The sequence below is a fragment of the Streptosporangium sp. NPDC002607 genome (assembly GCF_053592655.1).
On sequence record NZ_JBSFWD010000088.1, the window covers coordinates 1 to 23,413 of the forward strand.

Sequence of the window (23,413 nt, forward strand, 5' to 3'; positions counted from 1 at the left end):
GCCTGCGATGAGAAGTCCAAGCTCCAGTTCAAGTCGAGACGTCAGCGGGATGAGCTCCCGAGTCGGGAAACTCGGGGTCGTACAGAGTCATTAGGTTCAAGTCCTGCACCTGCCACACCAGCAGAAAAAGCCCTCTCACCAGCGGAAACGCGGTGCGGGGCTTCTTCATTTCTGATCTACGACTCCCCGTGAGTCCCTGTGATTCCCCACCGTTTCCCGTGAGATCTGGCACGCCCGTGGCACGTGATCAAGCTCCGGCTTCCACCCCACCCGCTTACGGTCCTGATGTTGGAACGTCGATCCTCCCGGAGCCGAAGTGCCCCCGCCGGAGGCATGGTTTCAGGGGTTGCATCCTGTACCGGGGTACAGGCTTACCGTCGGACTGTAGGGATCGCTCGCATAAGGGACAGGCGGTCTTGATACATGGAGGGCTCATGGAATGGGCACCGGCTGAATGCACGCTTCCGGCCGAGGAACGGCCATTGCGAGTGGCGGAGTTCGATGAACTGTTCGCTTCCGCACTGCGTGGACTGGAACGCGTGGGACCGACTCACCTGCGGCTCACCCTCGATGATGGAGCAGAAGTAGAGAGGACCACGCGTGACCTGACGGCCCGTGAGACGGGTTGCTGCTCGTTCTTCGCCTTCGCGCTTACTCCTGGTGGTGATGGCCTGGCCCTGGATATCGAGGTCCCGGCGGTGCACGCGAAGGTGCTCGACGGGCTGGCGGTCCGGGCGATCAAAATGGCTCCCCGGGTCGCGTCGTGAACGGGGAGTGGCTGCGTACCGGAGAGGTCGCCGAAGCGGCGGGGGTCAATGCTCAGACGTTGCGCTACTACCACCGGCGGGGCCTGTTGCAAGAGCCGCAGCGTAGTAACGGGGGGCATCGGCTGTATCCACCGGAGACCGTGACCGTCCTGCGTGTGATCAAGGTGGCGCAACGGCTGGGCTTCACGCTGGAGGAGGTGGCCGACCTGGTTGAGGCGGCTGCGCATCGTCACGGCACGTCGGACAGTGGTTTGCAGGCACGGGCAACAGCGAAGCTCGCCGAGGTGGAACAGAAGATCGCCGACCTTCAGACGATCCGTGACACGTTGGTTCAAGCGGTGGACGCCGGGTGTGATGACCTGGTGGCGTGTGCGGTGAGTTCGTGCTGCCCGTTGCCGTTCTCCGGCCTGGCGGACGGGGGCCGGCATGTCGACCTCAACTGATCCTGACCGGCGTAAGCGCCTGGTCCCAGCTGGTCTGACGGGCTTGGCTGCGTTGGCCTGTGCCGCGTGCTGTGCGCTTCCTGTGCTGCTGGCTGCCGGGGTGATCGGGGGCACCGGGGCCATCGCGCTTACGGGCGTTATGCCGACAGTGGCGCTGGTCCTGGCGGGCGTGGCTGTGCTGGCTTGGGGGCTGGTGTGGTTCCTGCGCAGGCGGAAGCAAACTACTGGATGCGCGGGTGGAACTGGCTGCGGCTGCCAGAGTACGGGGGCTCATCGGCCCACCGAAAGCGATCCCCTACAGTCGCAGCTGTGACGGTCGCTCGTTCCCTCCTGCTGTTCGTGGTGGCTGCGCTCGCCGAGATCGGCGGTGCCTGGTTGGTCTGGCAGGGCGTGAGAGAACAACGTGGGCTGTTGTGGGTCGGGGCTGGAATCATCGCCCTGGGCCTGTACGGCTTCGTGGCCACCTTGCAACCGGATGCCAACTTCGGCCGCATCCTGGCCGCCTACGGTGGCATCTTCGTGGCCGGATCCCTGGCCTGGGGCATGCTCATCGACGGGTTCCGCCCTGATCGATGGGACGTCATCGGCGCCGTGGTGTGCCTGATCGGCGTCGCCGTCATCATGTACGCCCCGCGTTGATAGTCAGAGTTGAGCTAGGCCATGGCACCTCGAACGGCGGCATAGAGGGCATCCGGCTGATCAGACCTCAGCAGCTCGTCCGGTACGGGTGAACAGCATCCCGATGAGGGCGATACCCATCCATGCGGCGAGGTAGGCCCATGCGGCGTTCGGTGAGACCAGGGTCCACAGCAGTCCGGCAATGGCGCTGGCGGCGAAGTTGCCCAGGGATTGGACAGTGGCCAGCAGGCCGAAGGCTGATCCACGTAGGTCGGTAGGGGTCAGGGCTGCGACGGCTGCGTGTTCGGCGGTCTCCACGCATCCGATGGCCAGACCGGCGGCGATGAAGGGCAGGGCCAGCAGGAGGTAGCTGGCGGTGTCGAAGGCCAAGGCGGCGTAGGCGATGCCGAACAGGGTGATTCCTGCGGTCATGACGAGGATGGGGCCGCGCTTGCCGAGTCGGTCGGAGGTGTGTCCGGCGGGGATGGATGCCAGGGTCGCGGCGATGTTGTAGGCGACGTACAGGCCCAGGGCGATGCTGGTTGCTGCTTCGATGCCGTGGGCGGGGGTGAGAAGCTCTGTGGCTCGCAGGATGAGCAGGGTGGCGGCGACGTTGCCCACCTCGAAAGCGGTGATCGCTCCGAGGAGACGGCCCAGGTCCCCGCGTAGAACGGGCCGGATACGCAGCCTGATCGGGATGCGTTCGCGTACGGCTGGCTGGGCGGCTTTTCGGATGGCGTAGATGATGGCCAGGGCGGCGAGGATGCCGGGAATGACGGAGATGAGGATTGCGGTCCGGACGTTGAAGACGGCGACCAGGCCCAGGGCGAGAAGTGGTCCGCCAATGGCTCCAAGGTTGTCCATCGCGCGCTCGAACCCGTACGCCCGGCCGTAGGCATTGGCTGGAACCAGGTCGGCCAACAGGGCGTTGCGGGCGGGGACGCGTAGACCTCGGGCGAACCAGGCTCCCGCGCGTAGGGCTCCGGCCTGCCAGATGTTGGTGGTCACTCCCAGCAGGGAGGAGAGAACCGCGGTGGTGGTGTATCCGCCGACTGCTACGGTCCGTCGTCGTTGAGGGTCGTCGGCGAGTGCGCCACCTGTCAGGCGGCCGACTCCGGCCAGAGCATCGGCGAGACCTTCGATGAGGCCCAGTGCTGCGGCGGGTGCTCCCAACGTGGTGGTGAGCAGGCTGGGCAAGAGGGCTGTGGGAACTTCGTGGCCGACGTCGGCGAGTAAGCTGGCGCTTCCGATTCCGGCGACTCCGGGGTTCATCCATCGCTGCTCTGGGAGGTTGGGCTCACTCGCCGAGGGCTCAGGCATGAGCGTCAGTGTGTCGTAAGCCGGTGTGCTGTTCTTCGGCAGATTCGATTCTTGCGGTGAGCGGAGCGGCCGGCGCCAATGCGAAGCATCCCGAAGGGGCCGCGAAGCGGTTGGGGCCGGCGGCTGGAGCGACCTTATGGGCGGCGGTGCGGCCCCGGTATGGCGGGTTGGTTGGGTGCGGCGCGTGGCGGTGCGGCGGGCGGCCCGATTCCCGCCGCCGTTCGGGACCGGCGCCCACGCATGCCTGCAGGGCGGGCGGTGGGAGGGTCGTGCGGTGGCGCGGCGCGCCGCCGCCTTGATAACCCATAAGAACAATTCGGCAGTGATCGCGGTACGACAGTCCCGCATGTGCTTCGACAACATGTGGACCACCGTGGCTAGAGAGATCCCGTGACAACGCGGACAGGGCGGCAGGCCGTACAGGACGTGATGCAGAGCGCCCGGTACGTTCTTCTCGACTTCGATGGGCCGATCTGTGATGTCTTCGCCGGATTCCCCGCGCCAGAAGTAGCTGACAGGCTGCGCGTGATACTCAAGGCTGCTGGTGCGGAGCTGCCCCAGAGTATGCAGGAGCAGGACGATCCGATGGAGGTCTTCCGCTTCAGCGCGGATCTCGGCAGGGACCTCAACCATGCGACGCTCAACACACTGACTGATCTGGAAGTCGAAGCAGCAGCGACCGCACGGCTGACGCCGGGTGCCGCCGATCTCATTCGGCGATCGGGAGAAGCGAACAAGTCAGTTGCAATAGTCAGCAACAACTCGGTAGCCGCTGTCACCGCATTCTTGGAGGCAAACGGCCTTTTAACGGCCGTTGATCTCATCTCGGCCCGGATGGACCCTGACCCGGGGCTCATGAAGCCGAACCCTCATCTCGTCCGGCAAGCACCCGACCAGCTCGGCGCGGATGCAGCGCTCACGCTCCTGGTCGGTGACTCGGTGACCGACATGCAGGCGTCCAAGAGTGCAGGCATCACCGCTGTGGGCTACGCCAACAAAGCAGGCAAAGCAGATCGGCTTGCGGCGGCCGGTGCTGACGTGGTCGTGACAAGTATGGAAGAACTGGCCACTGCCCTGTAAAAGGGTTCGCGAGTGGATCTACCCCCATGGGATGAGGAATTTTCCGCGGGTATCAAGCCGCCGGGGTATGTGCCTTATTCGGGCTGGTGCTAGTCGACTGCCATCGCGCACTGGATGTCAATCAGAGCAACGCGGCGAGATGGCCGGCAAATAGAGCGAGTGGAATCAGTAGACGTATTTACTGACGTGCCCCGATAGGGATCTAGTTAATCTCCTGTCATTTTGGCACGGACATCTGCTTCTAGTCTCTTGAGATCCGGGCACCCTGAAGCAATCGACTCCCAGCCTTGCGACAGCGATATTTCTATTAACCTTTGGCGCCCCCTGCCTGGCTTTTTCTTATCTGCACGATCCGTGAGGGGGTCAAAGAAGCACTCTTTTGGGTGATTCTCCTTCAGCACCTCCGACCATGGCTCGGGAATATCAGAGCGCGACCCCCAGAGAGCCCACACTTCCATCTCCTGCTGAGCCGCTACCACTACAGCCTTTTCGCTATAAGAGTGCGATTTTATGCTTTCCCTGAATCCGAGATATCGATCTTTTCGGCCCGCTTGACCATCATGACCGTCAGCGTCTAGGGCGAATACGACAAGATCAGAGAGAGGTGCATATCGATTCAAGATTGATGATGCTTGAGCTTTTAGTACGTCGATTCCGGTAATGCGGGGGTCGGTTATAACTCGAACATATGCACGAGGTTTTCCCAGGTGGGATAAAAGGGATTTCAAGACCGGGACAATAATGTACTGGTCCAACGTATGGTCTTCGCATGCTACAGCGATCCGATAGCTCATCAGTTCATACATCCGCAGCAAATTGCAGCCAGCCCTCGGATTGAAGTTCTCCTAGGGTGCGATTGGTGGTTATTTCCTCGATTTTGGGAAGATCTGCGATTCGTACAGGATGTGATGACATGCGCTCGTGATCCCAGCCGATGACTACAGAATTCTTTACAGTTGCTTTTGAAGCGTAATCCAACACCGATGGCGCATGTGTCGACGCTATAACTTGTACGTCACCACTTTCCTCAACCGCTTGTTCTAGCATCCTGATTAGAAGAGACAACCTCGTGGGGTTTATGCCATTTTCTATCTCTTCTATTACTAGCGTCTTCCTTTTCTCGGCTCCTATAGTAGCCAAGGCGAGAGCCGCAAATCGCAGAGTCCCATCCGATAGAGAAGGAGCAGCAATAGGTTCACTATAGGGCTCTTCCCGTACGGCAAAGATAGCCTCTCCCGTTGGAGACCTAATGGCTTCTATTGAGGTTATAGGTCGAGGAGTAAGTTCGGAGAGCCATGAGCAGATTCCCTCCCATTTGGCTTGAGCCTCAAAGTTGTCTACCCGCTCTACCTCTTTAGTTTCCGGGTTACGCCTTAATACGTTCCGCCGTCGACTGTCCTGCTCTAGATGCCACACCACGGCTGCGAAGTTTTCCCCATGTTCGCCTAATTCGAACCGACCTAGCGGTGAATACTGACGTAGAACTTCGGGTCGAAGTTCTAGGGGAGATACGGAAGCGAACTCGTCACGGACTATCGCTGCCTTCTCTTCGTTTAGGCGACTCTCCGCTCTGCGGCTAACGAACTGTGAGAGTATGAATTCATGTGGGGAAAACTCCCGCCGTGGATTTATGCCACGATTTACTTTATGAAATCGAGCGACAACAATTGGGGATTCGGGGTCTTGCTTGAGTGGCCCGGTGTCCGGCCGCGTGCTGTAGACATAGTTTCCTGGATGCTTTTTGGATTTGAGTTCTTCATGCACAACGCGATACCGTTCGGCGTCAACGCAGACATAGTAATTAAGCGTATCGTCGCCGACTTTAATTTCCACGCTTAGTTCAAACTTCTTGCTCTTGCTGGAAAGGTGCGTTACGGTTGAATTACCGCCTCGTATGCCGCTTACAGCTCCAGTTGTACTGCCGGGGAGTGTGTGCCCTTCAATGGCGTCCCTAACGGATCTGCCTTCTCCGATTGCTTTTAGGAAGCGGAATGCATCGAAAAGGTTAGATTTTCCTGCACCGTTAGCGCCTAGAATGATAGAGACGGGGCCGAGTCTCACTTCGGCATCTCTAAAACTTTTAAAATTCTTTAGTTTGATGCTTTTTATCATTGCGTCACCGCCTTGTTTGAAAGTATTCTATATCATGCTAGAGCTTTTTGAGTAAGCTCTCAGTACGATGGCCACCATTCGTCAGCTTGCCTGAGCACAGGCGATGGCGAGGGAGACCCTGCCGTTGGTTACGCAAACAGTCGGCTCCATATGATCGCAGCATGTCGCTCGCCGCGTACGCAGGGACTCCGGTCGCCGCGTACGCGGTAGCCCTGAAGTGGTACGAACGGGTGGTGGGTTCCCCGCCAACGTTCGTCACGAGCGACACGGGGCTGTGTGGGAACTCGCGGAACATCGGTTCGTGTTCGTCGAGCAGCGGCCCGAACACGCTAGCCACGCCATGCACACGATCTTCGTCGACGACCTCGACACGCTCGTCACGCAGATCGCCTCCGAGCGGGGACTCGACCCCACAGATCTAGAGACCTACTTCAACGACGTGCTCAAGGTCACCTGCCGCAAGATCAAATGATGTTTTAGCAGGTCGAAAGGATAGGAAGCCCTGATAGTGCCCTTGACTTCTAATCCGATGCTCTCCTGCACGGAGGTGATGCAAGGGAGTATGCGAGAGGGGCGGGGACTTAACAGAGCGTGTCCCGAAGGACTCTCAAGCCTGGTTGTGCCGAATGTGTGCCAAAAATGCTCCTCGCAAGTGTGTAGTTGCTGGTCAGAGCGCTTTCGCGGTGGGTCTGTAAAACCGTCGGCTCAGCCTACGCAGGTTCGAGTCGCACCTGCCACGCTGGATCTTCCCAGCTCAGAGCCCCGCGAGGGGCTCTTTTGCTTTTCCGGGACATGCAGCCGCAGGCAGCCGCATGTCACGACTCCACCAATATGCGTGCAATGATCTTGAAGGCGTTTTCCTGGGTCGTTCCGGGCTTTCCGAGCGGTTCACGAGCGGAAGGCGACCCAGGGAACGCCAGAGGGTCCCGGACGGCTTCCGGGACCCTCTTCGTACTGAACACCTCAGCCGACCAGCGCGTCACCGAGACGACGTGGTCAACGTCGCGCAGCGGAACAGCGTCTACCAGACGATCGACCGGCTGCTCCGTGCCGGACTGATCGCGGTCCGCGAGACCTCGTGCGAGGAGAACCGCCCGGAGCGCACGGCCTACGAGCCGACCGAGGCGGGCAGGGAAACGCTGCGGTAGTGGACGCGGACGATGCTGAGCACGCCCGCTCGCGAGTTCCCCGAGTTCCCCGCCGCGCTCGCCTTCGTGGTCGTGCCGGCGCCCGGCGAGGTCGCGGCCGCGCTGGAGGAACGCGTCGCCTCCCTGGAGGTGCGACTCTCGGACCTCGACGCCGATCTGGCCGCGACCGCGGAGTTCCTGCCCCGGCTCTTCCTCGTGGAGTCCGAATACCAGCGGGCCATGGTCATGACCGAGCTGAACTACGTCCGAGGTCTCGCCGACGATCTGCGCGCGGGCCGGCTCGACTGGGACCATCGCCTCTGACCCGCTCCCAGCTTGAAGACGGGAGCACCCTCCGGTAGGACCCAGGATCCGGCACCCGGGCCGGACGGGAAGATGATGTCCCGCCCGGCCCGTACGCGCGTCAGCTCCAGGTCATGTTGATCTCACGATGCCGGGATCCCCGTACCCGCGGGCGACGTCAGCTGAAGGTCAGGGCCGGGTAGGCGAAGAGCATCACGGCGCCGAATCCGAGCTTGAGCACCGCGTCGACGACCCCGAACACGGGGGTGGGCACCTCGCGCGCCAGCCGCAGTCCGACGAACGCGTTGATCGCCGTCAGGACGCCCAGGATCGTGATCAGCGGACCGTGGGCGAGACCCATCGGCAGGAAGTGCAGGCCGACGACGAAAAGGATGCTGAGGATCAGCGTCCGCTCGTCCGCGTCCTTGTTCTTCGTGAGGACCAGATAGATCAGGCCCGCCTCGATGACGAAGGAGCCGACGAGCCCGGCGATGTGCGCGAACGACGGGCTGCCGAGGCTCGGGAGCAGTGCGCTGAGGCCGCTCGCGGTGAATCCCGTGATGAACCCGCCGATGAGGAACTGGATCCAGTACTTGTTGAACGCCCAGCTTCCCAGGAAGCCCAGGCCGACGAAGACCAGGAAGAGGCCGCCTCCGCGGATCAATGGATATGGATGATCTGCGACGGATACGACAATTAACGACATGTAGGCTCTAACCTTCCCCAAAGGTAAAGATCAGGCATTATTGCAGAACGGTGATCAATGATGAGGCCGTCGGCCGGGCGCGCTTCCGGGGCCTGATGTTCACGTGCGAGATCCGTCGGCGGTATGGCGCTGGCCGGAGTCGCTCGGTCTGCCCGGCGGGGGACTTCGACCACGGCGGCGATCGCACCGGCCGGTACCGCACGGCCCCGGCCGGCGCGGACGGCCGCATCTCCTACGCCGACTTCGCGATCGCGCTGCTCGACGAGATCGACACCCCGAAGCATCACCGTACGTACCTGGGCGTCGAGCAGGGCTGACAGGGAGGCCGGGCTTCACGGCGGCGTGCAGGGCAGGCCACGGCTCGCGCGTGTCCCACCGCCTCGTACGGCGGCGCGGTGAGAGGCGGAGAGCTGGGAGAATGGGCGGATGACCATACGTGTCCTGATCGCCGACGACCAGGAGATGGTGCGGCGCGGCCTGCGCCGCATCCTGGAGAGCCAGCCGGACATGACGGTCGTCTGCGAGGCCGCAGACGGGGTGACCGCGGTCGAGATGGCCCGGAGGTTCCAGCCGGACGTGGCGCTGGTCGACATCCGCATGCCGAGAATGGACGGGTTGGAGGTGACCAGGCTGCTCGCCGGTCCCGACGTGGCCACCCCGGTCCGTGTCGTCGTTGTGACGACCTTCGACCTCGACGAGTACGTCTATCCGGCGCTGCGCCACGGCGCGTCCGGGTTCCTGCTCAAACGGTCGGGTCCTGCCCTCCTGATCGAGGCGGTCCGGGCCGCTGTGGCGGGGGACAGCCTGATCAGCCCGTCCGTGACGGTGCGACTGCTGAAGCACGTCACCGGATCAGGACCGGGGCAGGGGCCGCTGGCCGAGCCGCTTACCGAGCGGGAGATCGAGATCGCCGGTCAGGTGGCCGAGGGCAAGACCAACGCCGACATCGCCGCCGAACTGTTCATCTCGCCGGGCACCGTCAAGACCCATGTGGCGAGCGTCCAGCGCAAACTCGGCGTGCGGAACCGGGTCGGCATCGCCGTACGCGCCTGGGAGATGGGCTACGCCCGTCCCCGATGACAGGGCCCTGCTTCTGCGAGACGGGGCGGAGCATCGAAGATCGTCTGGCATGCGATACGGGATGGCCGGGTCCCCAGCCGGGACGGTGAATATCCAGATTTATCAAGACAACGCTGGTCGATAGCGCTGCGTACGCTCACATTCATGACCCGAAGCCGGATCCGCGCCTTCCTGTGCGCCATGGTCGTCGTGATGGTGCCGGTCCCGGCCGTACTCGCGCCTCCGAGCGCGCTCGTCGTCGCCTGCTCGGCCACGCTGGCCATGGCCGCCGCACTGTCGCGCTGGCCGTACCGGGGGATCACGCTCGCCGGGGCGGCGGGCTTGGTCACGGTGGTCTCCTTCGCCGTCGCATTCGTCTACCAGGGACGGCACCAGTTCGTCGGGCTCTGGCTTCCCGTCGAGATGTGCGCGTTGCTGCTCCTCCTCGGGAGGGTGGTACGGCGGCTGCCGGGATGGCAGGCGGCGGTGATCGGGGCATCCCTGGGCGTCGCGGTCACGTTCGAACTGCCCCTGCGCCTCACGCTGCGCATGCCCAACCCGACGGCGGAGACGTCGATCCTCGTCTGTTTCATGTCCTTCTTACCCGTGGCGGTGGTGGCCGGTATCGCGCTGTACCTCAGGTCTCTGGACGACCGGCGGGTGCGCGCGGTGGCACGGGCACGCCGGGCCCAGCGGCTCGACGTGGCCCGGGACCTGCACGACTTCGTCGCCCACGAGGTCACCGGCATCGTGCTGGAGGCCCAGGCGGCGCAACTCGCCGACCAGGATCCGGAGGGGGCGCGGGCCCTCGCCGTACGCATCGAGGAGGCCGGGCTGCGGGCGCTCGCGTCGATGGACCACATGGTGAGCGCGCTGCGCGACCCGGACGAGCGAGCCGCGGCGGAGCCGCCCCCGACCAGGATGTACGGCTTGGCGGACCTGCCCGACCTGGTCGGCCGGTTCTCCGCGACGGGAGGGATCCCGGCCGAACTCCAGCGGGCCGAAGAACCGGCCGATGATCGGAGTAGTGATCCGAACGGCGAACGGCCGGAGAAGCCGGCCGACGAGACGGCCGGAACGCTGCCGCGAGAGATCGAAAGCACCGCCTACGCCGTGGTGCTGGAGGCGCTGACCAACGTACGGAGACACGCGCCCTCGGCGACCCGGGTGCTCGTCTCGACCGTCCGTACCGCCGATTCCGCACTGGAGGTGTCCGTCGTCGACGACGGCGGCGTGGCCGGTGCGGGCGTCCTCACGGTTTGGAGGGGAGGGGCGGGCGGCGATCGGCGCGACCGCCCGCAGGCATTGACGGGGAAGGACCGGCCTGGCGGGGGTACCGGCCTGATCAGCCTGGCCGAGCGGGTCGAGGCGCTCGGAGGCACGCTCACCACCGGCCGCCATGGGAAGGGGTGGCAGGTCAGAGCAGTTCTACCGGTGCCGAACGCCCGGACGGGCCCTGGTTCTCCTTCGCGCGCCGTGACGCTGTAGGTCCGATCAGGGGGGCGGGGACCCGCCGAAACGCGTGCCGCGCCTCCAGCGGCACGGGCGTGGGGAAGGCGCCGGATATCTGCCGAACGGCAGATGTCACCGAGCGCCGAGAGGCTGGATCCTGCTCGGGATGCCCAATCCCCACGCATCGGAGGATCTGATGATTACGCGCAAGACGATGACGTGTGCCCTGGTGGCGTTCGTGGCCGCGGCGGCCCTCACCGGCTGCGCGGACGCCTCGAACGCGACACCGCACCAGACGACCTTCCCGTTCAGCGGCAGGACGCTGGACGTGCGGGCGCACGAAACCCCGACGGACCTGGTCGCGGCGGACAGGAAGGACATCAAGGTCACCCTCTGGTTCGACGTGAAGGGCACCAATCCGTCGTCGAGCTGGTCCCTGGACGGGAAGACGCTCAACCTGCGGGCCGACTGCTCCGGGTGGGCCGACTGCTCGGCCCGGTTCAGGGTCGAGGTGCCGCGCGAGGTCAAGGTCCTGCGCGACGGCCGCAAGACGGACCTGCGCGGTACGCCCTCGGCCGGCAAGCCTTCCACCGGCACAGCCGGCACGGGCGCCGCCGCCGCCTCCACCGGCGTGAAATGACCCCGAACTACACCGAACTACACCGATGAAATGGATAAAACGGGTGAACGGCACATCGCATCATGCGGCGACGACGGGCACACCGATGCTCGAACTGGTGGATGTCTCCAAGGTCTACAAGGGAGGTAAACGGGCCGTGGACGGCATCTCCATGCGTCTCGGCGCAGGACTGCTCGGTCTCCTCGGCCCCAACGGGGCGGGGAAGTCGTCGCTGATGCGGGTCGCCGCGACGGTCACCCGCCCGACTCGCGGAAAGGTCCTTTTCGAGGGGACGGACGTCGTGTCCCGGCCGGACGCGCTCCGCGCGGCTCTCGGCTATCTGCCGCAGGACTTCGGCGTCTATCCCCACCTGACGGCCAGGGAGTTCCTCTCCTACCTGGCCGCCGTCAAGGGGGTGTCGGCCCGCTCGGCGCGGGTGCGCATCGGCGAACTGCTCGAACTGGTCAACCTCACCGAGGCCGGTCGGCGGCCCCTGGGCGCGTACTCCGGCGGCATGTTGCGCCGGGTCGGGATCGCCCAGGCCCTGCTGGGCGATCCCCGGGTGCTGATCGTGGACGAGCCGACGGCCGGGCTCGACCCGGAGGAGCGGGTACGGTTCCGCACCATGCTCAGCGACCTGGCGGCGGACCGGGTGGTGCTGCTGTCGACGCACATCGTCTCCGACATCGAGTCCGTGGCGTCCGACATCGCGATCGTGGCCCGGGGACGGCTGCTGCGACGCGGCAGCCCGGAGGAGCTCCTGAGGGAGGTGGACGGCCAGGTGTGGGAGGCGGTCGCCGGGCCGTCCGACGCCGTCGCCATGCGGGAGCGGTACGTGATCAGCCGCATGATCCGTACGGCGGGCGGGACGCGCCTCCGGTTCCTGTCGCCCACGCCGCCGGGAGGCGACGCCGTACAGGTGGCGCCCGACCTGGAGGATGTGTATCTCGCCGTCATCAACGGTCCCGCCGCACGGGCTCCGCAGGCCGTGGGCACCGCGGGGGGCACAGGTGGACGGGCGGTGACCCGGTGACCGCCCGGGCGCCGATCGCGCTCGCCGTCGCCGACTTCCGGGAGCGGGTACGGCGTCCCGCGTACGCGGTGACCCTGCTGGCGGCGGTCGGCCTCGCCTGCCTGGCCGTGCCGGACGCGGGCTCCCACTGGGTGATCATGGATGTCGGGGGGTACCGAGGCGTCTACACCAGCGCATGGATCGGAACGGTCACCGCCCTCGCCGGCGCGTTGTGGCTCACGATGGGCGGGTTCTACGTCGTACGCGACGCGATCGCCCGCGACGAGCGCACCGGTGTGGGGCACATCCTCGCCGCCTCGCCGCTCCGCATATCGGCATATCTGATCGGGAAGTTCCTCAGCAACTTCCTGGTGCTCGCCTCGATGGCGGGCGTGCTCGCGGTGGCGGCGCCGCTGATGCAGTTCGCGCGGGGCGAGTCCGGCGCGCTCGATCCGATCGCGCTGCTGCTTCCCTTCGCGCTGATCACGCTGCCCCCGCTGGTGCTGACGGCTGCGGCGGCGGTGCTGTTCGAGACCGTGCCGCTGCTGCGGGGCGGCGTGGGGAACGTCGTCTGGTTCGTCGTCTCGATGGTTCTGCTGATGGGAGGACAGACGCGGAACGCTCCTCTCGGGGGCATCGGGGTGCGCCAGGCGGCCGAGTCGATGCGCGCCGCCCTGGTCGAGCAAGGGATCGACGTCAGCGGCCGGGAGTTCAGCCTCGGCCTGACGTCCGTGGCCGAGCCGTTGCGCACCTTCCGATGGGACGGCTTCACCCCCGACGCGGCTTTCCTGGAGGGTCGGCTGGTCCTTCTCGCGGTGGGGATCGCCGTGGCGCTGCTGCCCGCGCTCTGGTTCGGCAGGTTCGATCCCGCGCGCGGTCCCGGCACCGTGTTGTCCGAGCCGGGCAAGGCCCGGGAGGGGGCTCAGGACGAGATCCTCGGAGACCTCCCGCGCGGTGTCCGGGGAGAGCCCGGCATGGGCGGACCCGTCGGCCGTCCCGGGTTCCCGGTGACGATGACGGCGCCGGTACGTGGCCGGGCCTTCTGGCGGCTCCTCGCGGGTGAGCTGCGCGTCCTCCTTCGGGGCGTCTCGCCGTGGTGGTGGCTCGTGGTCGTGGCCGTGACCGTGGCCGGTTTCGCCACTCCGGAGCCCGCGACGCTGCTCCCTCTCGCCTGGGTATGGCCGGTGCTGGTCTGGTCCCGCCTGGGCACCCAGCGAGTCGAACACGGCCTGGAGGGGCTGCTCGGCGCCTACCCGACGATGCGGCGCGGGCTTCTGGCGGAGTGGGCGGCCGGGGTGGCGCTCACCGTCGTGACCGGGATCGCGCCCGCGGTGCGGATGGCCGCCACGGCCGACTGGGCCGGGGCGGGTGCCTGGGCGGGGGGCGCGCTCCTGGTTCCCGCGCTCGCGCTGGCTCTCGGCGTGGCCTGCCGTACCCACCGGGTCTTCCAGGTCGTCTACCTCGGCCTGTGGTACCTGGCCTTCAACGGCGTCGCGGCGCTGGACTACATGGGCGTGGTCAAGTCGGGAGGGCTTCCGGCCGGGCCGTCGCCGCTCGCCGTGGGCGGCCTCGCCCTACTCCTGGTGTGCGCCGCCCTGGCGGTCCGTACGGCACGGCACGCCGTGAGGTGATCCGGCATCCCACCTGGTCGCGCGATATGGGTGGAATGTAACGTTAGGTAGCAGTGGGGGTGCGCTATGAATAAGATCATCTGTGTTGCGGCGCTCGCCGCGATGACCACGCTCGCCGGCGCCGGACACCCGATGGACGGCGTGGGCAAACAACAGGTCAGCCGGGAGCAATATCGGATCCTCCTCAACCAGTGCAGGTACGCCGATACCAGCGCCGCCCGGCGGGAGTGCCGCGCGGAGGTCCGGCGGACCTACATCATCGGGGCGAGAAACCCCGGCCTCGACTGCCGGACGTACTCCAGCATCACCGTGTGCGGCGAACTCAAGCTGAGCAAGAGCGAGAAGCAGTGCGTGCAGGACTCCGTGCGGAGCGGCCTCACCTATCGCCGCTCCGAGGTGGAATGCTACGCGCTGAACGGGGGCGGCAACTGAACCGGCGGCGGGACGGTCGCACATCACCTGCGGGCGCCTCGGCGGCACAGGTACCGATGGCACTTTCCGAGGTCGTGATCAGGTACTCGCAGTCTCGCGACAGGCGTCGATAGCGGCCCAGGTCAGGGAGTGGATCCCGACCCGGGTCTCGATCGTTTCCGAGCCTGTTCGGTCTTACGGTTGGCGGCATGGCCCGAAGCCGCCATGCGGGGGCCGAAAAGCCGAAAACACGTTGCAGGAGAAGACTGGGACGCGGAAGGCTCCCGGTGTGAAGATGCACGCCAACCAGCTGACGGTGACCCCGGAGACAGTGCGCACCTTGGTAGATGAGCAGTTCCCCGAGTGGCGGAGACTGCCCATCACGGGCATCGCCGCCCATGGGACGGTCAACGCCATCTTTCGTATCGGCGACCGTTTCACAGCTCGGTTCCCTCTACAGCCCGAGGACGTCGACTCGACGCGACGCTGGCTGGAGTCCGAAGCGGAAGCAGCCCGCGAGCTGGCAGGTCGCACACGGTTTCCCACGCCCGAGCCGGTCGCGCTCGGTGAACCCGGCGCGGGATACCCGCTTCCGTGGTCGGTGCAGACTTGGCTGCCCGGCGTCGTGGCCACCAACGAGGACCCGGGCGAATCTATCGCATTTGCCCACGACCTTGCCGATCTCATCAATGAGCTGCGCGCACTCGACACGCGTGGCCGATCGTTTGCCGGCAAGGGCCGGGGAGGCGACCTTCAATCCCACGACGCGTGGATGGAGACCTGTTTCAAGCACAGCGAACAACTCCTGGACGTTCGCCGGCTTCGCCAAATGTGGAAAGATCTTCGAAGTCTGCCGCGCGAAGCAGCCGACATGATGACCCATGGTGATCTCATTCCTGGCAACGTGCTCGTGTGCGCTGGTCGGCTGGCCGGAATTCTCGACGTCGGCGGCTTCGGACCGGCCGACCCTGCTTTGGATCTCGTGAGTGCCTGGCATCTGCTCGAAGCCGGGCCGCGGCAGGTGCTCCGCATGGACCTCGGGTGTGACGACCTTGAATGGGAGCGAGGCAAAGCGTGGGCCTTCGTACAGGCGATGGGGGTCGTCTGGTATTACCTCGAAACCAACCCGGCCATGAGCAGGATGGGCCAACGCACCATGGAACGCATCATGGCAGACAAATCGCTCGCCTGAGCTTGAATGATCTGGATCATCCTGCGGGCTTCTCATCGGCCACATCCCGCGCTTGGATCTGCTCGTTGATCGCATCGGTGATCACCGTGTCCGCCCCACGTACGGCGTGTTGGTAGATCATCGCCGCCCTCAGGTTGTCGTGCCCCATCCGGGCCATGAGGTCCTTGAGCGGAGATGCCCGGCGCCGAGGCGCTGTGGACGAACGACGCACGCTGCGGCCTGTCATCGACGCCCGGCTATCGAACCGTTGTAACCGAGCCCGCGCGCATCTCCAGAAAACGATTCCACGTTGTCCGATTTTGTAGCCCTGGCGAGTCAACTGGAAATCCTTGGCCGGACCGTTGAAACGGCCAGGTCACCGAGGGGTGTGCGTAATTTCGTGTTCACCGCGGGGTTCGAGATAGGTCCTATGCTGGCGATCCATTTGGGCCAACCGAAAAGGAAGGACTGTCCAGCGTGCCAAGAATCTCGATTGGCTCTCGCGGACGAGCAGGCATCGTCACCCTCGCGATAGCGGGCCTCGTCGCGATAGGAGTGCCGGCCGCATATGCCGAGCCGGCCGCCGACGACAGCGTCTCGGTCACGGTCATGAACACGACCGACCTACACACCCACCTCTTCAACTGGGACTACTATGCGGACAAAGCGGACACAGGGCGTGGTCTGACCAGGGTCTCCAGCCTCGTCGAAAAGGTCCGGGCCGAGAAGGGGCGAGACCACACGCTGCTGCTCGACAACGGCGACACGATTCAAGGCACGCCGCTGGGTAGTTACTACGCCAGGACCGAGCCGATCACCAAGGGCACGGTTCACCCGATGGCCCAAGCGATGAACGCGCTCGGCTACGACGCCATGACCTTGGGCAACCACGAGTTCAACTACGGGATCGAGACTCTGCGCACGTTCGAAAAGCAAGTCGACTTCCCGATACTCGGCGCCAACGTACACGACTGGAACAGCGGCGAGCCTGCCTTCACCCCCTACATCATCAAGACGATGTCGATCGAGGGGCGCGATCCGATCCGCGTCGGCATCCTCGGTCTGACCACACCTGGCTCCGCCATCTGGGACAAGTCCAACGTTGAAGGGCGACTTCGGTTCAACGGGATCGTCGAAGAGGCGAAGAAGTACGTACCGATCATCCGCGATCAGGGTGTGGACATCCTCGTCGCCTCCGTCCACTCCGGCACCAGCACGGGCTCATCGTACGGCGACCAGATCCCATTCCCCGAGAATGCCTCCACGCTGCTCGCCCAGGAGGTCCCCGGCATCGACGTGATCATCGCCGGGCATTCTCACAACGAGATCCCGCAGCAGCTCGTCACCAACAAGGCCACGGGTAAGCAGGTGCTTGTCACCATGGCAGGCTCCTGGGGCAAGGCTCTTGGTGTCATCGACATCGATTTCGCGAAGGTCAACGGTCAGTGGAGCGTGGCCTCGAAGTCGTCCAAGCTGCTGCAGGCGAGCACCGTGGCTGACGACCCGAAGATCGTCGCCTTGACGAGCGCGGCACATCAGAAGGTGGTCGACCACGTCAATGGCGTCATCGGGCAATCCCCTGAGACGATGCCAATGCGTGAGGCCCACTACAAGGACGTGCCCGCGCTGGACTTCATCAACTACGTCCAGGCGGAGGTCGTGAAGAAGGGGCTCGCGGGCACCCCCGAGGCAGCCCTCCCGGTCCTCTCTCTGGCCGCGCCTTTCGACGCCAAGGCCGTCATCCCCAAGGGAAACGTCACGATTCGTGACATGGCGGGAGCGTACATCTACGACAACACGCTGATCGGCGTGAAGATGAACGGCGCCCAGATGAAGGACTTCCTGGAGTGGTCGGCGAAGTACTTCAAGCAGGTGTCGACGCCCGGCCCGTTCAGGCCGGGGACCGTGGCCGGTAACGGCCCGGCCTACAACTACGACGTCGCAGGGGGGTTGACCTACGACATCGACATTTCCCAGCCCGCCGGACAGCGCATCGTCAACCTCTCCTACGCCGGGGCGCCCCTGGACCCCGCCAAGGAGTTCGTGGTCGCGACCAACAACTATCGTCAGAACGGCGGTGGCAACGCACCCCACATCGCCAGTGCTCCGATCGTCTTCAACCCACTGACCGAGGTGAGGGACGAAATCATCGACTGGGTTGTGAAGCACAAGACCATCGACCCGGCCGAATTCGCAAAGGTCGACTGGCGTCTGGTGGTCCAAGGCCAGCCGGTCCTGGTCCTGGACACCGTCCCCACCCTGACCCCCGATTCCACCGCACTCAGCTTCGGAAAGCAGCGGACAGGGGAACGAAGCGAGCCGATGGCGGTGCGGTTCACCAACACCAGCCAGTCCACGATCACCGTCAACTCCGTCGAAGTGCCCTCGGGCTTCGTCGTCTCCGATGACACGTGCAAGGGCCAGCTGGCCTCGGCCGCCTCCTGCGACGTGTCCGTGGCGTTCCAGCCGACCGCCAGCACGACCTACACGGGAAACGTGGTCGTCGACAGCAGCGCCTCCAACAGCCCGACCACCGTGGCTGTCAGCGGCACCGGATTCGGTGTGGAGTTCGGTGACTCCGACGGGCTACCCGACATCCTTCAGCGTGGCAGGCCCCATACCGCGAAATTCACCGTATGGGTCAGCACCGAGTTCGCCGGCGCTGTCGCGAATGTCACGCCTCAGTACGGCCACGTGAAGGGGTGCGATAACGTGCAACTTCGCGCCGGGCAGACGAACGAAATCACCTGTACGGTTCAGGTGGGTGTCGACGCCGCCGGAGTACCCTCCGAGGACAGAAGCCAGACCACGTTCACCCTCGTCGTGACGCCGAAGGCCGGGGACTCTTACTCCCACACCTACCGGCACACCGTCCGCTGACATACCTGTCGCGCTTTCAACGGGAGCGGCGACCGCTCAGCTGGTAGCTGGGCGCATCACAGCTCGGCGCCGGTGGAGCCTCATAGCTCCACCGGCGCCGACTGACGTGCCTCTCCCCAAGGGCCCCCGGCCCTGCGCGGCGCACGATTCTGACCAGCCTCTCAGCCATCTACGGCTCTTGCGTTGGAACGTCGGTCGTCCCGGAGCCGGGCGCCGCCGCCGGAGGCGCGCTTTTCCTGCGCCCGCGTGCGATCAGCCAGAGGATCCACGCTTGGAACAGTCCGGTGACGGTGTACATCAAAAGAGAGATCGTCGGATTGAGCGAGGCAACTGGCAGGAAGATCAAGAGCTGCGAGGTCGGGGAGGTGATCGCGAGCAGCACCAGTGCCTCCAAGCCCTGGCTGCCCGGTTGGCGGGTGCTGATTTCGACGTAGCTGGTTGCGGCGATGACGAGCAGCGCGTAGGAGCCGGCGATGACCAGGGCGAAGGTGCCCCGGTCGTATCGGGAGACATAGCGGCTCACGGCTCGTATCGGTCGCATGATCCGGAGTCTGCATCGTCTGGGATGTGCGGGCTTGAGTACAGGTACTTAGATGACGATGGGGGGACTGTCGCCCACGGCCGCACGCCCGGACGACGGGCGGTGGGAGGGCCGTGCGGCGGCGTGGACAGTCCTCGTGCTGCGGCTTCTCGTTGCGGCAAGCGGGGAAGCCGCAGCATCGGCATCACGTCCGCGAAGAACGTTCAGGCACTCTCGCTTACCTCGATGGCGGCCGCGGGGCAGACGGCGGCGGCTTCACGCACCATGGCGTGCAGGTTTTCGGCCGGTTCGGACTCCAGCAGGATGACGATGCCGTCGTCCTCGCGCTGGTCGAACACCTCTGGTGCGATCAGCACACACTGGCCCGCGCCGCAGCACTTGGCCTCGTCCACGGTGACTTTCATGCGGGGTTCCTCTCTGGCCGGCCGGGTGTCACCGGCATTCGTACGCGCGTCGTGTTGGCCCACAGGAGCGGCGTCACCAGTGCACCGGGACTTCGCGCAGGCCGCCGACCACCAGGCCGTCCACCCGCTGCAATTCCTCCGCCGGGACGGCCAGTCGCAGGGACGGCAGCTTGCGCAGCAGCACCTCGAGCACGACCTGCAGTTCGGTGCGGGCCAGCGACTGGCCCAGGCAGGAGTGCGCGCCGGAGCCGAAGGCCAGGTGGGGGTTCGGGCTGCGGCTCAGGTCCATGTCGCCGGCGCCGTCGAAGACGCTCTCGTCGCGGTTGGCCGCGGCCATGCTGCAGATCACCGTGGTGCCGCGCGGCAGCACCGTCCCGTCGACCTCGGTCTCCTCCTTCAGGTAGCGCGGCAGGCCGAAGCCGGAGTTGGCGTCAAACCGTAGCGACTCCTCCACCGCCGAACGCACCAGCGACGGGTCGGCCAGCAGCCGTTCCCAGCGGGCGCGGTCGACCAGCAGCATGGAGACCATCTTGCCGATCATGTTCGCGGTGGTCTCGTGCCCGGCCACCAGCAGCGCCATCCCGGTGACCAGCAGTTCGACGTCGGTCAGACCTTGCCCCTCGGCGGCGCTCTCCTTGATCAGCGCGCTGAGCAGGTCGTCGCCCGGCCGCTCCCGCTTGGCGGTGACATGGTCGGACATGTACTGGACGAACTCGGTCTGCGCCGCGTCCATTTCCGCCTGGCTGTAGCGGGTGAGATTGAGCAGCGCGTCGGACCAGTGGGCGAAGCGGTCCCGGTCGGCGGCGGGAACTCCGAGCAGGTCGCAGATCACGTACACGGGCAGCGGGAAACCCAGGGACGCCTTGAGGTCGCCGGGCCCGCCGCGCTTGACCATGTCGTCGATGAGCCGCTCGGCGATCTCCGCCATGACGGGCCGCAGCGCGGCCATGCGCTTGGCGGTGAAGTACTTGCCGACCAGACGCCGCCACCGCTGGTGACCCTCCCCGCTGTCGGGGATGATCTGGGCCATCTCGGTGTTGAACACCCCGCCGGATTCGTTGTCCGACAGCCGGGCCGCGTCGGGTGCGTTCAGCAGGCGGGTGAAGCGCGGGTCGGCCAGCACCTGCTTGACGTCCTCGTAACGGGTCAGCAGCTTCGCCTCGTCACCGCTGGGCAACGTGATCCGCGCGACCGGGCACTGCCGGCGCAGCTCCGCCCACTCCGCCGGCGGCTCCAACGCCGCCTCACTGGACATGGGATAGCTCAGGACCTGCTCGTTCTGGCTCATCGGCTTCTCCTCGGAAGGGCGTTTTTGTGGTCGTTGACGGGGTGTGACCTTGCTTCGGCATCGGGTCGCGAGCGCTCACAGCCGTGCGAGAGCTTCGACCATGTTCTGGCGGTGCACCCGGGCGGCCTTGGCCATGTTCCAGCCGAGCACTCCGGTGATGTGGCCGCCGACGCTGTAGTGGGCGACGAATCGGTTCTCCTCGGGGGCGCCTTCGATCACGTTCACCTGAGCTTCGGGGGTGAGGAAGCCGTGTGCTTGGATCTTGACGTCGTACTGGTCGGTCCAGAAGTAGGGGATGGGGACATACGGGCGGTCCTCGCCCAGGATGTTGGCCGCCACGATCTGCGCCTGCTCGACGGCGTTGGTGCGGTTCTCCAGTCGCAATCGCCTGCCCAGCCCTTCGTGGTGCCAAGAGGCCACGTCGCCGACGGCGTAGACGCCTGGGGCGGCGCGGCAGCGTGAGTCGCATTCGACGCCGTCGCCGATGGCCAGCCCGCTGCCGTCGAGCCAGCCTGTGGCCGGGCGGGATCCGATCGCCACCACGACGGCGTCGGCGGGCAGCGATTCGCCGGAGGCCAGCCGCACTCCGGTGACGCGGCCGTCGTCGCCGGTGAGGGCCTCGGCGGCGACGCCGAGCCGGAGCCGGACGCCGCGACCGGCGTGCAGCGATGTGAGCGCCGTGCCGACCAGGCCGCCGAGCTGGTCGGCCATGACGGCGTGGCCGAGGCCGGCGAGGGTGACGTCGAGTCCCATGCCGCAGGCGGTGGCGGCGATCTCCGCGCCCAGCACGCCCTCGCCGATGACGACGAGCTTGTCCACCGTGGTCAGGCTCCGGCGCAGGGCGAGGGCGTCGTCGAGGGTGCGCAGGACGTGCACGCCCGCCAGGTCGTCCTGACCGGGGAGCCGGTGGGAAACCAGGCCGGTGGCCAAAACCACGGTCTGCGCGCGCAGGACGCGGCCGGAGGCGGTTCGGACCTCGCGGGCGGCGGCGTCCAGTCCGGTCGCCGGATCGCCGAGCACGAACTCCGCCTCCAGCCTGGCGAGGTCGTCTCGGGAGCGCAGGTGCGCCTTCTCACTCTCCCAGGTGCCCGCCAGCACCTGCTTCGACAGCGGCGGCCGGTCATAGGGAGGGTGCCGTTCGGCGCCCACGACGGTGAGTTCGCCGCGGTAGCCCTTGCGCCGCAGTGCCTCCGTCACGGCGAGGCCGCCTGCCGAAGCGCCCACGATCAGGACGTTCTCAGGGCTGGTCAAGCGCGGTTCCTTTCGATCGAAGCGGGCGATGGCGGCGAGCCGTGGTGGTGACGTGCCACCGCAACCGGACTGAACCGTCCGGTTGCTACCGTAGACCCTGTCATTGACATGTGTCGAGAGGTGTTGAAGTCTGGAGTCAACAAACCGGATGATATAGTCCGGTTGCTACGGTAGGTGTCATGTTCAGCGCACGGCGACCCAACAGAGGCCCCAGCGCCGCGGCGGAGAACCGGGCGGCGCTGATCGAGGCGGCCCGCGAGGTGTTCGCCGCCGATGGATACGATGCGCCGCTCACCTCGATCGCACGTGCGGCCGGAGTCGGCCAGGGCAGCCTGTACCGGCACTTCCCCGACCGCGTCAGTCTCGCGCTGGCCGTGTTCGAGGACGGCGTCAGGGAGATCGAAGTGCTCGCCGCGGAGCCCGGCACCACCCTCGACGACATGCTGGCGCTGATGACCGAGCGAGCCATCACCTCGACCGCGTTCATCGACGTGGTCAGCGCCTCGGCCGACGCGCGCCTCATCCATGTGCGCGGCCGGGTGTCGGAGTTGCTGGAGGGCCTGCTCTCCGAGGCGCGGGAGGCCGGCCGGGTACGCGAGCACGTCACCGCCGACGACCTGGTCACGGCCATCGGCATGATCGCGGCGCTCCTGGCCAAGATACCGGCGGACACCCGGCGTGAGACCGCCGACCGTGCTTGGCTGCTCCTGCGCAAGGGCATCGACGTCTGATCGTCACGTGTCGTCGGCGCTGGCCGGGGCGGACAGGGCCACGGCGAATGCCGTGCCGAGGATGCCGACGGCGCCGATAACGAGCGCGTTTCGGACACCTGACCGGCGTGCCTGGCGTCTGCCGGGTGGGGAGTCCGGGCAAGAACCGCGTTCACCGGCTGGGACGCGGTTTCGATGCCTGGTCTCCCGGCGCCTGCGACACCTTCATGGCCCCGGCTTCCCGGGTGGCCTCGCCGTCGCCGTCCCCCGCCGGGGAGATCGCTCCGGCTTTCCGCACCCCGGCGAGATCGGGGCGGGTCCGTTGACGGCCGCCTGGAGGCGTGCCAGGTGCCGGTTCGCCTCGAAGGGTTCAGGACCGTTCCGGCGGGCAACCGCCCGCTACCCCTGCCACACCGCAGAGGAGCCCCCGGGGGCGGCGGGGTGCGACTGGCCAGCGGTCGACTACACATGACAAATAAACAAACTATAATAAACAGCACACAAAAAT

Annotated in this window: 26 protein-coding genes; 17 read left to right on the top strand and 9 right to left on the bottom strand. The window is 65.8% G+C overall.

What is annotated here, in order from left to right:
• Positions 1–434: 434 nt before the first annotated feature.
• The 3 genes from ACWD3H_RS45010 to ACWD3H_RS45020 all read left to right on the top strand — a co-directional run bounded on the left by ACWD3H_RS45010 (position 435) and on the right by ACWD3H_RS45020 (position 1,849).
• Positions 435–767 (top strand): hypothetical protein, encoded by a 333-nt coding sequence (locus ACWD3H_RS45010; protein ID WP_451959403.1) that lies wholly within the window; start codon positions 435–437, stop codon positions 765–767.
• Positions 764–1,210, top strand: coding sequence for a MerR family transcriptional regulator (locus ACWD3H_RS45015; RefSeq protein WP_451959404.1), 447 nt, complete (start codon positions 764–766; stop codon positions 1,208–1,210). Before ACWD3H_RS45010 ends, ACWD3H_RS45015 begins: the two co-directional genes overlap by 4 nt.
• Before the next feature lie 309 nt (positions 1,211–1,519).
• Positions 1,520–1,849: a YnfA family protein gene (locus ACWD3H_RS45020; protein WP_355619656.1), complete on the top strand. Its 330-nt coding sequence runs from the start codon at positions 1,520–1,522 to the stop codon at positions 1,847–1,849.
• A gap of 60 nt (positions 1,850–1,909) precedes the next feature.
• Here the strand turns inward: ACWD3H_RS45020 and ACWD3H_RS45025 are convergent, their stop codons facing one another.
• On the bottom strand, positions 1,910–3,511 hold the full coding sequence (locus ACWD3H_RS45025; RefSeq protein ID WP_451959405.1) for an MFS transporter: 1,602 nt from the start codon (positions 3,509–3,511) through the stop codon (positions 1,910–1,912).
• Between the two features lie 66 nt (positions 3,512–3,577).
• On the opposite strand from ACWD3H_RS45025, the gene ACWD3H_RS45030 reads away from it, so the two are divergent.
• Positions 3,578–4,228, top strand: coding sequence for an HAD family hydrolase (locus ACWD3H_RS45030; RefSeq protein ID WP_451959424.1), 651 nt, complete (start codon positions 3,578–3,580; stop codon positions 4,226–4,228).
• A gap of 206 nt (positions 4,229–4,434) precedes the next feature.
• On the opposite strand, the gene ACWD3H_RS45035 is transcribed toward ACWD3H_RS45030, so the two are convergent.
• Positions 4,435–5,034, bottom strand: coding sequence for a hypothetical protein (locus ACWD3H_RS45035; protein ID WP_451959406.1), 600 nt, complete (start codon positions 5,032–5,034; stop codon positions 4,435–4,437).
• Positions 5,027–6,340, bottom strand: coding sequence for an AAA family ATPase (locus ACWD3H_RS45040; RefSeq protein WP_451959407.1), 1,314 nt, complete (start codon positions 6,338–6,340; stop codon positions 5,027–5,029). The genes ACWD3H_RS45035 and ACWD3H_RS45040 overlap by 8 nt, the downstream gene beginning before the upstream one ends.
• A gap of 301 nt (positions 6,341–6,641) precedes the next feature.
• Here ACWD3H_RS45040 and ACWD3H_RS45045 point away from each other — a divergent pair, with 301 nt between their 5' ends.
• The 3 genes from ACWD3H_RS45045 (at position 6,642) to ACWD3H_RS45055 (ending at position 7,791) form a co-directional block, all read left to right on the top strand.
• Positions 6,642–6,812: a hypothetical protein gene (locus ACWD3H_RS45045; protein WP_451959408.1), complete on the top strand. Its 171-nt coding sequence runs from the start codon at positions 6,642–6,644 to the stop codon at positions 6,810–6,812.
• Between the two features lie 520 nt (positions 6,813–7,332).
• Positions 7,333–7,488, top strand: a complete 156-nt coding sequence (locus tag ACWD3H_RS45050; RefSeq protein ID WP_451959409.1) for a helix-turn-helix transcriptional regulator — start codon at positions 7,333–7,335, stop codon at positions 7,486–7,488.
• A gap of 12 nt (positions 7,489–7,500) precedes the next feature.
• Positions 7,501–7,791 (top strand): hypothetical protein, encoded by a 291-nt coding sequence (locus ACWD3H_RS45055; protein WP_451959410.1) that lies wholly within the window; start codon positions 7,501–7,503, stop codon positions 7,789–7,791.
• Positions 7,792–7,948: 157 nt separating this feature from the next.
• Here ACWD3H_RS45055 and ACWD3H_RS45060 read toward each other — a convergent pair whose 3' ends face one another.
• Positions 7,949–8,434, bottom strand: coding sequence for a DUF6609 family protein (locus ACWD3H_RS45060; RefSeq protein ID WP_355549451.1), 486 nt, complete (start codon positions 8,432–8,434; stop codon positions 7,949–7,951).
• A gap of 92 nt (positions 8,435–8,526) precedes the next feature.
• On the opposite strand from ACWD3H_RS45060, the gene ACWD3H_RS45065 reads away from it, so the two are divergent.
• The 8 genes from ACWD3H_RS45065 (at position 8,527) to ACWD3H_RS45100 (ending at position 15,852) form a co-directional block, all read left to right on the top strand.
• Complete coding sequence (locus ACWD3H_RS45065) at positions 8,527–8,793, top strand: hypothetical protein (RefSeq protein ID WP_451959411.1); 267 nt, start codon at positions 8,527–8,529, stop codon at positions 8,791–8,793.
• A 109-nt stretch (positions 8,794–8,902) separates the two neighbouring features.
• The gene (locus tag ACWD3H_RS45070) at positions 8,903–9,556 is read left to right on the top strand and encodes a response regulator (protein ID WP_451959412.1); all 654 of its coding nucleotides are present in this window, start codon (positions 8,903–8,905) and stop codon (positions 9,554–9,556) included.
• 144 nt (positions 9,557–9,700) lie between these two features.
• On the top strand, positions 9,701–11,023 hold the full coding sequence (locus ACWD3H_RS45075; RefSeq protein ID WP_451959413.1) for a sensor histidine kinase: 1,323 nt from the start codon (positions 9,701–9,703) through the stop codon (positions 11,021–11,023).
• Positions 11,024–11,183: 160 nt separating this feature from the next.
• The gene (locus ACWD3H_RS45080; RefSeq protein WP_355549460.1) at positions 11,184–11,627 is read left to right on the top strand and encodes a hypothetical protein; all 444 of its coding nucleotides are present in this window, start codon (positions 11,184–11,186) and stop codon (positions 11,625–11,627) included.
• A 43-nt stretch (positions 11,628–11,670) separates the two neighbouring features.
• Entirely contained in the window at positions 11,671–12,639 is a 969-nt protein-coding gene (locus tag ACWD3H_RS45085; RefSeq protein ID WP_451959414.1) for an ATP-binding cassette domain-containing protein, read from the top strand.
• Positions 12,636–14,249, top strand: coding sequence for an ABC transporter permease (locus tag ACWD3H_RS45090; protein ID WP_451959415.1), 1,614 nt, complete (start codon positions 12,636–12,638; stop codon positions 14,247–14,249). Before ACWD3H_RS45085 ends, ACWD3H_RS45090 begins: the two co-directional genes overlap by 4 nt.
• 66 nt (positions 14,250–14,315) lie before the next feature.
• Positions 14,316–14,681 (top strand): hypothetical protein, encoded by a 366-nt coding sequence (locus ACWD3H_RS45095; RefSeq protein ID WP_451959416.1) that lies wholly within the window; start codon positions 14,316–14,318, stop codon positions 14,679–14,681.
• A 274-nt stretch (positions 14,682–14,955) separates the two neighbouring features.
• Positions 14,956–15,852, top strand: a complete 897-nt coding sequence (locus ACWD3H_RS45100; RefSeq protein ID WP_451959425.1) for an aminoglycoside phosphotransferase family protein — start codon at positions 14,956–14,958, stop codon at positions 15,850–15,852.
• Between the two features lie 16 nt (positions 15,853–15,868).
• On the opposite strand, the gene ACWD3H_RS45105 is transcribed toward ACWD3H_RS45100, so the two are convergent.
• Positions 15,869–16,000: a hypothetical protein gene (locus tag ACWD3H_RS45105; protein ID WP_451959417.1), complete on the bottom strand. Its 132-nt coding sequence runs from the start codon at positions 15,998–16,000 to the stop codon at positions 15,869–15,871.
• Between the two features lie 308 nt (positions 16,001–16,308).
• Between ACWD3H_RS45105 and ACWD3H_RS45110 the strand changes: the two genes are divergently transcribed.
• Positions 16,309–18,711 (top strand): 5'-nucleotidase C-terminal domain-containing protein, encoded by a 2,403-nt coding sequence (locus tag ACWD3H_RS45110; protein WP_451959418.1) that lies wholly within the window; start codon positions 16,309–16,311, stop codon positions 18,709–18,711.
• Between the two features lie 169 nt (positions 18,712–18,880).
• Here the strand turns inward: ACWD3H_RS45110 and ACWD3H_RS45115 are convergent, their stop codons facing one another.
• The 4 genes from ACWD3H_RS45115 to ACWD3H_RS45130 form a co-directional block, all read right to left on the bottom strand.
• Positions 18,881–19,234: an SCO4225 family membrane protein gene (locus ACWD3H_RS45115; protein ID WP_451959419.1), complete on the bottom strand. Its 354-nt coding sequence runs from the start codon at positions 19,232–19,234 to the stop codon at positions 18,881–18,883.
• 221 nt (positions 19,235–19,455) lie between these two features.
• Positions 19,456–19,656: a ferredoxin gene (locus tag ACWD3H_RS45120; protein WP_451959420.1), complete on the bottom strand. Its 201-nt coding sequence runs from the start codon at positions 19,654–19,656 to the stop codon at positions 19,456–19,458.
• Positions 19,657–19,729: 73 nt separating this feature from the next.
• Entirely contained in the window at positions 19,730–20,944 is a 1,215-nt protein-coding gene (locus ACWD3H_RS45125) for a cytochrome P450 (RefSeq protein WP_451959421.1), read from the bottom strand.
• A 75-nt stretch (positions 20,945–21,019) separates the two neighbouring features.
• Complete coding sequence (locus tag ACWD3H_RS45130) at positions 21,020–22,195, bottom strand: NAD(P)/FAD-dependent oxidoreductase (RefSeq protein WP_451959422.1); 1,176 nt, start codon at positions 22,193–22,195, stop codon at positions 21,020–21,022.
• 179 nt (positions 22,196–22,374) lie between these two features.
• Here ACWD3H_RS45130 and ACWD3H_RS45135 point away from each other — a divergent pair, with 179 nt between their 5' ends.
• Positions 22,375–22,926: a TetR family transcriptional regulator gene (locus ACWD3H_RS45135; RefSeq protein WP_451959423.1), complete on the top strand. Its 552-nt coding sequence runs from the start codon at positions 22,375–22,377 to the stop codon at positions 22,924–22,926.
• The last annotated feature ends 487 nt before the right edge of the window (positions 22,927–23,413 follow it).